Source organism: Flavobacteriaceae bacterium (genome assembly GCA_014075215.1).
Classification (GTDB): Bacteria; Bacteroidota; Bacteroidia; order Flavobacteriales; family Flavobacteriaceae; genus Polaribacter.
Map to the genome: position 1 here is coordinate 74,739 of CP046177.1, position 12,272 is coordinate 87,010.

Annotated in this window: 13 protein-coding genes and 1 tRNA gene; 9 read left to right on the forward strand and 5 right to left on the reverse strand. The window is 34.7% G+C overall.

Annotation, left to right across the window (positions count from 1 at the left end):
• Position 1: 1 nt before the first annotated feature.
• Positions 2 to 292, reverse strand: a complete 291-nt coding sequence (locus GKR88_00415; protein ID QMU62882.1) for a helix-turn-helix domain-containing protein — start codon at positions 290 to 292, stop codon at positions 2 to 4.
• A gap of 527 nt (positions 293 to 819) precedes the next feature.
• Between GKR88_00415 and GKR88_00420 the strand changes: the two genes are divergently transcribed.
• Entirely contained in the window at positions 820 to 2,163 is a 1,344-nt protein-coding gene (locus GKR88_00420; protein ID QMU62883.1) for a hypothetical protein, read from the forward strand.
• Here the strand turns inward: GKR88_00420 and GKR88_00425 are convergent.
• Entirely contained in the window at positions 2,160 to 2,588 is a 429-nt protein-coding gene (locus GKR88_00425; protein QMU62884.1) for a DUF1573 domain-containing protein, read from the reverse strand. The two genes, GKR88_00420 and GKR88_00425, sit on opposite strands and share 4 nt — an antisense overlap.
• A 118-nt stretch (positions 2,589 to 2,706) precedes the next feature.
• Between GKR88_00425 and GKR88_00430 the strand changes: the two genes are divergently transcribed.
• A complete protein-coding gene (locus tag GKR88_00430) occupies positions 2,707 to 5,343 on the forward strand; it encodes a valine--tRNA ligase (protein ID QMU62885.1) in 2,637 nt (878 codons plus the stop codon).
• A 25-nt stretch (positions 5,344 to 5,368) separates the two neighbouring features.
• Here the strand turns inward: GKR88_00430 and GKR88_00435 are convergent, their stop codons facing one another.
• Positions 5,369 to 6,757 (reverse strand): dipeptidase, encoded by a 1,389-nt coding sequence (locus GKR88_00435; protein ID QMU62886.1) that lies wholly within the window; start codon positions 6,755 to 6,757, stop codon positions 5,369 to 5,371.
• A gap of 204 nt (positions 6,758 to 6,961) precedes the next feature.
• Between GKR88_00435 and GKR88_00440 the strand changes: the two genes are divergently transcribed.
• From GKR88_00440 to GKR88_00465, 6 genes are all read left to right on the forward strand, one after another.
• Positions 6,962 to 7,043, forward strand: a tRNA-Leu gene (locus tag GKR88_00440).
• A 301-nt stretch (positions 7,044 to 7,344) separates the two neighbouring features.
• Positions 7,345 to 7,644 carry an RNA-directed DNA polymerase gene (locus tag GKR88_00445; GenBank protein QMU62887.1) on the forward strand — a complete coding sequence of 100 codons (300 nt, stop codon included), beginning with the start codon at positions 7,345 to 7,347 and terminating at the stop codon, positions 7,642 to 7,644.
• A 539-nt stretch (positions 7,645 to 8,183) separates the two neighbouring features.
• On the forward strand, positions 8,184 to 8,387 hold the full coding sequence (locus GKR88_00450) for a hypothetical protein (protein ID QMU62888.1): 204 nt from the start codon (positions 8,184 to 8,186) through the stop codon (positions 8,385 to 8,387).
• A 95-nt stretch (positions 8,388 to 8,482) separates the two neighbouring features.
• On the forward strand, positions 8,483 to 9,181 hold the full coding sequence (locus GKR88_00455) for a response regulator (protein ID QMU62889.1): 699 nt from the start codon (positions 8,483 to 8,485) through the stop codon (positions 9,179 to 9,181).
• A gap of 12 nt (positions 9,182 to 9,193) precedes the next feature.
• Positions 9,194 to 10,234, forward strand: coding sequence for a sensor histidine kinase (locus GKR88_00460; protein QMU62890.1), 1,041 nt, complete (start codon positions 9,194 to 9,196; stop codon positions 10,232 to 10,234).
• 80 nt (positions 10,235 to 10,314) lie between these two features.
• Positions 10,315 to 10,644, forward strand: a complete 330-nt coding sequence (locus GKR88_00465) for a methylated-DNA--[protein]-cysteine S-methyltransferase (protein QMU62891.1) — start codon at positions 10,315 to 10,317, stop codon at positions 10,642 to 10,644.
• Here the strand turns inward: GKR88_00465 and GKR88_00470 are convergent.
• Positions 10,639 to 10,785 carry a hypothetical protein gene (locus tag GKR88_00470; GenBank protein ID QMU62892.1) on the reverse strand — a complete coding sequence of 49 codons (147 nt, stop codon included), beginning with the start codon at positions 10,783 to 10,785 and terminating at the stop codon, positions 10,639 to 10,641. The two genes, GKR88_00465 and GKR88_00470, sit on opposite strands and share 6 nt — an antisense overlap.
• Before the next feature lie 140 nt (positions 10,786 to 10,925).
• A protein-coding gene (locus GKR88_00475) for an IS3 family transposase (GenBank protein ID QMU62893.1) occupies positions 10,926 to 12,091 on the reverse strand; the annotation gives its coding sequence in 2 pieces (ribosomal slippage) (positions 10,926 to 11,842 and positions 11,842 to 12,091; 1,167 coding nt in all).
• Between the two features lie 70 nt (positions 12,092 to 12,161).
• On the opposite strand from GKR88_00475, the gene GKR88_00480 reads away from it, so the two are divergent.
• Positions 12,162 to 12,257 carry a helix-turn-helix domain-containing protein gene (locus tag GKR88_00480; protein ID QMU66600.1) on the forward strand — a complete coding sequence of 32 codons (96 nt, stop codon included), beginning with the start codon at positions 12,162 to 12,164 and terminating at the stop codon, positions 12,255 to 12,257.
• Positions 12,258 to 12,272 lie beyond the last annotated feature (15 nt).

A 12,272-nucleotide genomic window follows, 5' to 3' on the forward strand; every position in this document is an offset into this window, starting at 1 on the left:
ATTATTTCTTCTCGTATTTCATTTGCTCTTCTGCAACTTTTAAAGCATTCATTCCTTCTTTTTCATCTTTAACTATATCGTACACCTTTGAGCCAATCCACAAAGTTTCTAATTCCGTAAACGAATAGTTAAATGTTTTGCTTAGAGTTTTTAGATGCTCACGCTTTAGAGGTTTTTGGTCACTTTCCACTTTACTTAAAAACCCATCTCCAATTTCGAGTATTGAAGCAAGTTGCCTTTGAAACATTCCATTTGACTCTCTTAATTCCTTGATTTTTTGTCCAAGTGTCATTTTACCAAGTTTAAACTTGACTAATTATGGTCAAATGTAATGAAATTTATTTGAACTTCAATTCGAGCGATGGGAAGTTTTAGCTCTTTTGGTTTTTAAAGCGTTGGAATTGAGCGTTGGCAAAAACCGAAAGTGCTAAAATATGTGTTGGGTTTTAAGCTTGCAGCTAACTTGTTTATATACAGAACTTTCTTCCTCTTATTCTGTCATTATGGTGGTATATGCAGAAGTTTTGATTGTTTTTATGTTTTTTAGCTTTCGGCATAAAAACTAAGAAAATTCCAAAAATTTCCTTACAATTTAATGATATTTTACAAACTGTCAAAAGAATGCTTTATTTTTCTAACTCCAATAAAGAAAAAAATCATCATTTTCTTTTACAGTAATTTCAAATAATAACTGAACTCATTTAAACTTTATAACTTTCCAACTTTGAACTGTATAACAGATAAAAAGGTTAAAGTTTTGCTAAAAGCGAAGTTGTATATCTTATAATTATTATATTTAATAAAATTGAGATTCCTAAATTGAAGAAAGTTATAGTAGTCATAATATGTATGTTGGTCAGCTCTTATTTATTTGGGCAAAGCAAATTTAATTTTTTAGGAAAAAACAAGGATAAAGAAGAGATAAGATTCAGGCTAATCAATAATTTAATTATATTCCCTCTGGAGATAAATGGAAAACAACTGTCTTTTATTTTAGACACAGGAGTCAATAAAACCATCCTCTTTAGCTTAACAACTTCAGACAGCTTGGGAATCCACAATGTAGACAAAGCTGTCTTAAAGGGGTTAGGAGGGGGGAGCCCTGTAGAAGCATTGCTCTCAAGAAATAATACATTTAGAATTAAGAGTCTGGTCAGTGATAATGATCAAACATTATATGTGGTTTTAGAGGATAAATTTGATTTATCTTCCAGAATGGGGGTTACCATACACGGAATTACAGGTTACAATATATTTAAAGATTTTATTGTAAAGATCGATTATCGGAATAAGAAGCTGACATTTTACAATCCAAAAACCTATGTGAAAAAAAGATGTAAAAAGTGTGTGTCTTTTCCTTTGATTTTTCATAAAAATAAACCTTACATCCATGCCAAAATTGAGAACCTGGAAAAGGCAGGTACTCTGATTGACGTAAAACTGCTGGTAGACTCCGGAGGAAGTGATGCGTTGTGGCTTTTTGAAAATTCGAAAGAAGAAATAAAACCGCCAACCAAATTTTTTAACGATGTCTTAGGGGAGGGGTTAAGCGGAATCATATATGGAAAGAGAAGCAGAATTTCCAGATTTATTTTTGGCCCGTTTCATATTATTGAACCCACAGTATCTTATCTGGATTCGCTATCCGGTTTTAATACGGAAAGGCATGTAGGAAGAAATGGCAGCCTGGGAGGAAATATTCTGAAGAGATTTAAAGTTTGGATAGACTACCCCAATCAAAAAATAACACTAAAAAAAACAGGCTCTTTTACCACCGGATTTAACTATAATATGAGCGGAATTACCGTAACATATAGTGGAAAGATATTGGTAAGGGAGGCGGAAAATACGGAAATCTCTATTTACAGTACGGGAAATAGAATAGAAACAGCATCTAATAAACTCACTTTTGTTACCAGTTATAAATATTTTTTCAGACCGACATATAAAATTAACCATGTAGTAAAAGGATCTCCTGCCGATATTGCAGGTCTGCGAAAAGATGATCTCTTTTTAGCAATCAATAACAAAGATGCACACGAATATAATCTGGAGGATATTGTGAGCCTGTTCCAAGACAGGGATGGGAGACGCATTTTCCTTAAAATTAAAAGAGAAGGAAAAGAAATGAGATTTAAATTTCGTTTAAAAAAGGAGATTTAATTATCTTCGGAAAGCATACTTTTTGGTTTTTCCGGAGCAGTCATTTTTTCTACATATCCTTTTATTTTTATAACCTTACGGTTATTTTTAGCATTAGAATAAATAGTGATAAGCTTAGAAAAACCACCGAGTCTTTTCGTATCATAGGAAACTTCAATCGTACCTTTTTCGCCCGGCAGAATGGGCTGTTCGGGTTTTTTGGGAACGGTACAACCACAAGAAGCCTGTACTTTAGTAATTACTAAAGGGCTTTTGCCAATATTGGTAAACTCAAATACCCTGACACCATTAGATCCCTGAGTAATTTTCCCATAATTAATAGTTTCGGTTTTGAACTCAAATCCGGCCTTTATAGTAGTAGCATCTTGCCCAAGAGTCGATATGCTTATAAATAAAGCAGTAGCAAAAGTATATAGCGTTCTCATAATGGTTTATTTTCTGTAAAAATACAAATAATTCTTTTTTTAAAAAAATGACGACAAGTTTTCAAATCCTGGAGATAGTTGTACTTTTGTTAACTGCGTTCAAAAAGCATTCCAATTTATGAGTATTCCATCAAAATATGATGCAACTTTAGTAGAAGATAAGTGGTATGATTACTGGATGAAAAATAATTATTTTCATTCGGATCCAGATGAAAGAGAGCCATATACCATTGTGATTCCGCCGCCGAATGTTACAGGTGTTTTACACATGGGCCATATGTTGAATAACACGATTCAGGATGTGCTGATTCGCCGTGCCCGTTTGTTAGGGAAAAATGCATGCTGGGTTCCGGGAATGGATCATGCTTCCATTGCAACCGAAGCAAAAGTAGTTGCCAAACTAAAAGAGCAGGGAATTAACAAAGATGATTTGACTCGCGAAGAATTTCTGGAATACGCGTGGAATTGGAAAAATGAATACGGAGGGATCATTCTGGAACAATTAAAAAAACTGGGAGCCTCTTGTGATTGGGAACGTACCAAATTCACTATGGATCCGGACATGTCTGAAGCCGTTATTAAAGTTTTTGTTGATCTATACAACAAAGGATTGATTTATCGCGGGTACAGAATGGTAAATTGGGACCCCCAGGCAAGAACTACTCTGTCGGATGAAGAAGTAAACTATGAAGAAAAAATAAATAAACTGTATTACGTTAACTATCAAATCGAAGGAGAGGAAGCATTTCTAACCATTGCAACAACGCGTCCTGAAACGATACTGGGAGATACTGCCATATGTATTCGCCCGGATGATGAACGTTATAAACATCTAAAAGGAAAAAAAGCAATTGTGCCTATTTGCAACAGGGTCATTCCGATTATTGAAGACGACTATGTAGATATTGCATTTGGAACGGGGTGCCTGAAGGTAACGCCTGCACATGACTTCAATGATAAAGAAATAGGAGACAGACACCATCTTGAAGTGATTGATGTATTGAATGAAGACGGCTCTATGAATGGTTTTGGATTGCACCACCGGGGAAAAGATAGAGAAGTAGCCAGAAAAGATATTGCCGGAGAATTAGAAGAACAGAAGCTCCTGGTAAAAACAGAAAACATTACCCACAATGTAGGAACTTCCGAAAGAACCAAAGCAGTGGTAGAACCAAGATTATCCGATCAGTGGTTTTTAAAGATGGATGCACTGGCAAAACCGGCTTTAGAAGCTGTTCTGGAAACAGATGATATTAAGCTGTTTCCAAAGAAATTTGAAAATACCTATCGCCATTGGATGGAAAATATTCGCGATTGGAATATCTCACGTCAATTATGGTGGGGGCAACAGATTCCGGCGTATTATTACGGGCAAGGAAAGGAAGATTTTGTAGTTGCGGAAAGCAGAGAAGAAGCGTTAAAACTGGCGCGAGAAAAAACTCAAAACCCGGCATTGAAAGTGCAACAGTTACAACAAGACCCCGATGTGTTGGATACCTGGTTTTCTTCTTGGTTGTGGCCCATGTCTGTTTTTGATGGTATCCGCAACCCGGAGAATAAAGAAATCAACTATTATTACCCAACCAACGATCTGGTAACCGGGCCGGACATTTTATTTTTTTGGGTAGCAAGAATGATTATCGCAGGATATGAGTATAAAGGGAAAAAGCCCTTTCAAAACGTATACCTAACAGGATTAGTGCGTGATAAACAACGGCGTAAGATGTCCAAACAGTTAGGAAACTCGCCCGATGCATTACAGTTAATTAAAGATTACGGAGCTGACGGAGTCCGTGTCGGTTTATTGTTGAGTTCAGCAGCAGGAAACGATTTGATGTTTGATGAAGAACTATGTCAACAGGGAAAAGGATTTGCCAATAAAATCTGGAATGCATTCCGTTTGATAAAAAGTTGGAAAGTAAGCACCTCCGTAGCACAATCCGATGTTTCTAAAATAGGACTGAAATGGTATCAATCAAAGTTTCAAAATACATTGGCAGAAATAGAAGACCATTATCATAAATACAGATTGTCGGATGCACTAATGGGAATTTACAAACTCATTTACAATGATTTCTGCGGATGGCTATTAGAAATTGTAAAACCGGCATATCAACGGCCTGTCGATCAAAAAACATATGAAAGTGTCATTGCTGTTTTTGAAGATAATTTAAAAATCTTACACCCGTTTATGCCATTTCTAACAGAAGAAATCTGGCAGGTAATTAAAAAAAGAACCCCTGAAGAAGCTCTGATAATTGCAAAGTATCCCGGATTAAAGACGAGCAACACACAGTTAATTGCCGATTTCGAGTTTGCTTCCGAAGTAGTATCGGAGTTAAGAACCATTCGTAAAGAAAAAAATGTTCCTTTTAGGGAAGCTATAGAAGTTTTTGTATTAAATAATGAGAACATATCTGCTCATTTAGATGGAATCATTCAAAAATTAACCCATACATCCGTTATCCGGCCGGTATCGGAAAAGATGAAAAGAGCAGCTTCTTTTAGAATACGATCAAATGAATACTTTGTGCCCATTTCTAAAGAAGCGATTGATGTGGAAGCAGAGGTAAAAAAGCTCACAAAAGAGCTGCAAAGAGCAGAAGATTTTTTATCGGGAGTTCGGAAAAAATTGACGAATCAGCACTTTATAAGCAATGCACCGGAACAAGTAGTGGCTATAGAACGTAAAAAAGAAGCAGATGCAATAGCAAAGATTGAGACTATTAAAACCAGTTTGGCAAATTTACAGTAGTATCGGGAAAAATTAAATGAGTTCACTATTTAGACAACTCTGTAAAATAGTTGTAAAAATAAGGAATGGTTTCAATACCCTTTAAGTAGTTAAAAATACCAAAATGTTCATTAGGCGAATGAATCGCATCACTGTCCAAACCAAACCCCATTAAAATGGTTTTACTTTTTAACTCTTTTTCAAATAGCGAAACAATAGGGATACTTCCGCCACCCCTTTCTGGAATAGGAATCTTTCCAAAAGTTTTTTCGTAAGCTTTCTTTGCTGCCTGGTATCCGATAGTATCCATTGGAGTTACATATGCTTGCCCTCCATGATGCGGGGTTACTTTTACTTTTGTCGATTTTGGCGCAATATTTTTAAAATGATTCGTAAACAATTCGGTAATTCTATACCAATCCTGATTTGGCACCAGACGCATTGAGATTTTTGCAAATGCTTTGGAAGGAATCACCGTTTTTGCCCCTTCCCCGGTATAACCACCCCAAATTCCATTTACATCTAAAGTAGGTCGAATGGAGTTTCTTTCATTGGTAGTATAACCTTTTTCTCCGTACACATCTTCAATAGCCAAAGCCTTTTTATATTGTTCCAAAGAAAAAGGAGCTTCTGCCATTGCATCTCTTTCTGCTCTTGATAATTCTTCCACATTACCATAGAAACCGGGAATGGCAATCACATTATTTTCATCATGTAGCGATGCAATCATCTTCGCTAAAATATTGATCGGATTTGCCACTGCTCCACCATATAACCCCGAATGCAAATCTCTATTCGGTCCCGTTACTTCAACTTCAACATAACTCAATCCGCGTAAACCTGTAGTGATAGAGGGTTGTGTATTACTGATCATCCCGGTGTCAGAAATCACAATAATATCATTTGTTAATTTTTCTTGATTTCGTTTGACAAACCAACTCAAACTCTCCGATCCGATTTCTTCTTCACCCTCTATCATAAACTTTACATTACAGGGAAGGTTTTCTGTTGAAATCATATACTCTACTGCTTTTACGTGCATGTACATTTGTCCTTTATCATCACAAGAACCACGTGCAAAAACAGCTCCTTCCGGATGTATGTCCGTTTTCTTTATCACAGGTTCAAATGGAGGAGCATCCCATAGTTCCAAAGGATCAGCAGGCTGCACGTCATAGTGCCCGTATACCAAGACAGTAGGCAGTGAAGCATCAATAATTTTTTCACCGTAGACAATAGGATAGCCGGGTGTTTCACAGGTCTCTACAAAATCACATCCTGCTTTTTCCAAACTTTTTTTAACGATATCAGCTGCATTTAGTATATCTTGCCGGTAAGCTGAATCTGCACTGATAGAAGGAATTTTTAAAAGCGTAATAAGCTCATTGATAAAACGATCTTTATGCGTTTCTATATAGGTTTTTATATCTGACATGATTTGTATTTGCTAGAGACCAAAAGTACATGAATTTTTTCATTTGAAAATTCAAAAAGTCTAAACGAGTTCTTTAATTAAAAAATACAAAATTTAGTTTTTTACAGCAGAAAAGTAGTAAAAATTCCTACAAAAAGTACTTTGCGATTTGAGATGAATACTTATATTTGCAGTCCGAAAGCTGAACATAGATTCAGTTGAGATGCAGGCGTGGTGGAATTGGTAGACACGCTAGACTTAGGATCTAGTGCCGAAAGGTGTGAGAGTTCGAGTCTCTCCGCCTGTACAAAAATAGAAGAAATCCGAAGTCTTAGGACTTCGGGTTTTTATTGTGTGCCGTGCATGGTAATGCACTAGGTGGTGAAAGTCCGGATCAAGCAAAAAAGTTGTGGGGAAGACTTGAATAAAAATTTTATCATTTCAGATTTTTTTTAAATGAATATCCATTAAATAACTGTTTATTAAGTTTTTAAACTCTATTGAATGATGCTTTTGCGATTGACTCAACTTAAATGTTTTCAATAATATCTTTAAAATCCCACAAGTTTTCGGATTGATCCGAACTTACATCACGCAGTAATGGTTGGATGAATTACTTTAGGTTAGCAGATATGCAGAAGCTGTTAAAGAGCATAGACGAGTGGTATAGAAGACGGCTTAGAATGGTTATTTGGAAACAATGGAAACAGATAAAGACCAAACTAAGGCATCTCACCAAATTGGGATTAAACAAATCTAAAGCTTGGCAATGGGCAAACATAAGGAAGAGTTATTGGCATACAGCTAACAGCTTTATACTTGCCACTACCATTACCACAGATCGACTTAGACAAGCAGGCTACATATTTATGCTGGATTATTACCAAAAGGTCAGAGTTAAAACTTAAGGAATCGCCCAGTACGGAATCGTATGCTAGGTGGTGTGAGAGGACAGATAGGGAAATAATCCCTATCTTCCTACTCGATTAAAAAACAAATAAATATAAAGAATGAAGAAAATAGTGTTATGTAATTTAATTATGGAGTTTACAACATTTATACAGATATGGTAACACCTCATGCTTCAGTTATATTAAATTTGATAAAAACAACTAATTGTGTGATTTGATTCCTTGAACTCATTTAAACTTTTTGGATGTAAGCGAACATTAGAAGTTTTTAGTTCTGTTGAAGGCTTTTTTGAGTTGCATAGGCAGCGCTACGGAAGGAAAAAAAGACAAAAACAGAGCGGAAAACAGTAATTTTTTAGCAAATTGAAAAAGTTTAAATGAGCTCCTTTTCAAACCATCAAAACTTTTGATATATTTATTTTAAAATCCTGCTAACTTAATTATTACGGACGGGTTTTTTTGTGCAGAAAAATAATTTAAGTGAAAAATAATAAATGATGTAGCAGTAAGTATTGTTTTAGCAATTTGTAAGTATCGTGTCATTTTCACAAACAAGTATTGGTACCATAACACCTGATCCTTCTGCTATATTGGATATAGCAAGTACAACAAAAGGGTTTACTACCACGGGTGAAGTACAAATAAAAGGGATTGTTTCTTCGGTGGAAGGGTTGGTTATATATTGTACGGACTGTAGCCCGGAAGGATTAGCTTATTTTCGATATAATTATTCTTTTTGATATTAAAGCGTGTCAACCTAACGAACAATAACCAATTTAAGTTATCTCTTCTTTAGTAATTATTCTCTATTTTTGGGAAGCTTTAAAAAGTACGTATGAATAATAACGATATAAAAATTTTATTGGTAGATGATGAACCGGATATTTTAGAGATTGTAAATTATAATCTGAAAAATGAAGGGTATCAGGTACTCACTGCAAAAAATGGTTTGGAAGCTGTAAATACAGCTAAGAAATTAGTTCCGCATTTGATATTATTAGATATTATGATGCCTGAAATGGATGGTATTGAAGCTTGTGAAAAAATAAGAAAGATAAAAAGTTTAGAGGAAGTAATTATTGCTTTTCTAACCGCAAGAGGAGAAGATTACTCCTTGGTAGCCGGATTTGAAGCGGGTGCTGATGATTATATTACAAAACCTGTAAAACCTAAAGTGTTAGTGAGCAAAGTAAAATCTTTACTAAGGCGGTTAAAAACCGATAAATTAGTTGAGATTTCTTCTAATATTGGAGATATTATTATAGATAGAGATGAGTATGTTGTTTTTAAAAGTGATAAAAAAATTGTACTTCCCAGAAAAGAATTTGAACTATTATCGTTGCTAACTTCCAGGCCGGGAAAAGTATTTAAAAGAGAGGTTATTTTAGATACTGTTTGGGGTAATGAAGTCGTCGTTGGCGGAAGAACTATTGATGTCCATATCAGGAAACTGAGAGAAAAAATAGGGGACAATTATTTTAAAACTGTAAAAGGAGTAGGCTATAAGTTTGTACTGGAAAATAAAGATAAATAGTTTTATCTTCTTATGAAGTTTAAAAAAACGTATTCCTTTGCACTCTGGTCATCAGTGTATCTAACACTTATTTCTGTTATTTTAACACTTATATTTTATTTCTTTTTTTTCAAAAAAATAGATTTTTTAGTTATCCTTATTTTTCAAATTGCTTTTTTTTTCCTATCTTTTTTAATTATTCAATATAGGACAGAGCACTCTATATATGAACGTGTAAAAAAAATATACGATGAAGTTTCCATTCTAAATGCAGGAGACATAAGAAAGAAATCCATTACCACAGATATTGAGACACTATCTAAAACAGTACAAGAGTTTGTTGAGGGAAAACGTATTGAAATTCAAAACCTTACTGAGCGGGATTCTTTTAGAAGAGATTTTTTAGGCAATGTTGCACATGAACTTAAAACTCCTCTTTTTACTGTTCAGGGATATATTTTAACACTATTGGAAGGAGCTGCTGAAGATGGGTTAATCAGAGCCAAATATTTAAACAGAACCGGGAGAGGAGTAGAGCGTTTAGTTTCTATTGTAAAAGATATGGATATGATTGCCAAACTGGAAACTGAAGGCATGAAAATGAATTTTGAAATTTTCAATATTTTAGAACTTATTCAAAATGTCTTTGATTTACTGGAAATACGCGCCAAAAAAAGGAATATCACTTTGCAATTCGATAAGTTTTATGAGTTTTCTATTTTTGTAAAAGGAGATGTTAAAAGAATTGAGCAGGTACTCATTAATTTGGTGGTAAATTCTATTAAATATGGTAATACAAACGGCTTAACTACTGTTGGTGTAGAATCATATAATGAGCAAAAGTTTATCATCAAAGTAACAGATAATGGGGAAGGAATTAAGCAAGAGCATTTATCGCGTTTATTTGAACGTTTTTATAGAGTAGATCAAAGTAGATCAAGAGAGCAGGGGGGTTCGGGTTTAGGCTTATCTATTGTAAAGCATATCGTGGAAGCTCATAATGAAACTATTTTGTTAAATAGTATATATGGCAAAGGATCTGAATTTTCATTTACTTTAGAGAAAGCGAAATAAAAAGTAGTAGAGGTACCCTAAAGTAAATTCACGGTATAGCATCATTAACACGCCCTAGTACATTTTATATATTTCACTATATGGAAACATCGGATAACTTTTTTGAAAGAGTATACCAATTAGCCCGTCTTATTCCTTACGGCAGAGTAACCAGTTATGGGGCCATTGCCAACTATTTGGGAGCAGCACGCTCCGCCAGAATGGTGGGTTGGGCTATGAACAGTTCAGGGAAATATGAGGACGTTCCGGCACATAGAGTTGTTAATAAAAAAGGACTATTAACAGGCAAACACCATTTTGGCGGAACTAACTTGATGCAACAATTGTTAGAAAATGAAGGTATTGTTGTAGTTGATAATCAGATTCAAAATTTAGAAAAAGTCTTTTGGGATCCAATGAAAGAGCTATAGAAATGTGTTATCAAACTTATCTCCCTTCCAATAACTTGAACTCTTATGATTAATAGCAATCTTTTTTAAAAACCCTTTCTTTACAAGGGCTTCCATATCTGTTCTGGCTGTCTGATTGGTTACTCTATACACATTTTGAATTTCTTTTACCGTAAAAGTTCTATTTGATTTTTTTCTATTTTAAATAGAATGTCAGCTTGCCTGTCATTGATGTTTTTATATTGTAAAAATTTTGTAAGATTGTTCTCTTCTGGATATGCAACAAAAAATGGTACAAAAAGTTAAGCTACATTTTTGATTTGATATAATTTTTCAAATTCGATGATATTTTTGTAACCAAGAGCAGAATGTCTTCTGTATCTGTTGTACCAAGTTTCTATGTATTCAAAGACTTTAATTTGAAGACTTTTGTTGGATATAAACTTATTGTCTATCATTAGTTCTGTTTTGATTGTTTTAAAAAAAGATTCAGCTACTGCATTATCCCAACAGTTTCCTTTTCTACTCATACTGGGTGTTACATGATAACTTTTAAGGATATTAACAAACGCATGAGATGCGTATTGTACACCTCGATCAGAATGAAAAATCATACCTTCACAAGGCATTCTGTTGTTTACAGCCATTCTCCATGCAGCAATGATAGTTTGTCTTGCTTTGAGTCCATTGCTCAAAGACCAACCAATGACTTTACGATCAAACAGGTCAATAATTACCGTTAAGTACAGCCATCCTTGTGCAGTCTTTAAATAGGTAATATCAGAAACCCATTTCTGTGCAGCAGCGGTAGCTTTAAAATCTCTATCCAATACATTATCAGCTACTGGATATTGATGCTTAGAATCTGTCGTGACAACAAATTTCTTTTTACGAACTGCTTTAATCCCGTGTTTTTTCATCAATCGTGCTACCCTAGACCTAGATACTTTAAACCCTTTAGCTTTGAGTTCCTCTGTAATTCTAGGACTTCCATAAGTAGATTTACTTCGCTCACAGATACGGTGAATCTCAGAGAGTAGCATACGATTTTTTCCATCTCTATCTGATGGAACATAATTCTTACTCCTGTAATAACTGTTTCTACTAATTTTAAAAATTTTACACATCTTCCCAACCGGATATTCTCTACTGTAATCTTTGATAAATTTCAATACTTCCGATCGCTCTTGGAGAAGATGCTCACGGCCTTTTTTAAGATATCCCGCTCCATGGTAACATCCTTGAGCTGTTTACGTAATCGCTCTAACTCTTTCTGATCTTCTGTGAGTTGTTTGACGCCATTACCGCTAAAAGCTAAATCAGGACGCTGTTCTAATTCTCTACGCCATCTGTAAATAAGATCTGCACTGATTCCCAATTCCATGGCAATCTGCTTTGTGTTACCTCGTACATTGCTTAATTCTACTGCTTTAATTTTAAACTCTTTACTGTATTTTCTTCGTTTCATATGGTTAAGTTATTTTAGATAAAATTAGCTTAACTCTTTGTCACTCTAAATGTAGCAAGTCCATCGACGAATTGAAAGTGGCAGAACGAACCCTACAGTTAAAACATTACTTAGAATAGCCGAAGGTTTGGATATTGATTTTTTAGACTTGTTTAAAACTTTTTAATTGAGAAAAGAAGAA

Coding starts and splice junctions, on each gene's coding strand:
- GKR88_00455 (QMU62889.1), top strand. CDS start 8,483: ATGAATAATAACGATATAAAAATTTTATTGGTAGATGATGAACCGGAT.
- GKR88_00435 (QMU62886.1), bottom strand. CDS start 6,757: ATGTCAGATATAAAAACCTATATAGAAACGCATAAAGATCGTTTTATC.
- GKR88_00460 (QMU62890.1), top strand. CDS start 9,194: ATGAAGTTTAAAAAAACGTATTCCTTTGCACTCTGGTCATCAGTGTAT.
- GKR88_00425 (QMU62884.1), bottom strand. CDS start 2,588: ATGAGAACGCTATATACTTTTGCTACTGCTTTATTTATAAGCATATCG.
- GKR88_00445 (QMU62887.1), top strand. CDS start 7,345: ATGAATTACTTTAGGTTAGCAGATATGCAGAAGCTGTTAAAGAGCATA.
- GKR88_00465 (QMU62891.1), top strand. CDS start 10,315: ATGGAAACATCGGATAACTTTTTTGAAAGAGTATACCAATTAGCCCGT.
- GKR88_00415 (QMU62882.1), bottom strand. CDS start 292: ATGACACTTGGACAAAAAATCAAGGAATTAAGAGAGTCAAATGGAATG.
- GKR88_00430 (QMU62885.1), top strand. CDS start 2,707: ATGAGTATTCCATCAAAATATGATGCAACTTTAGTAGAAGATAAGTGG.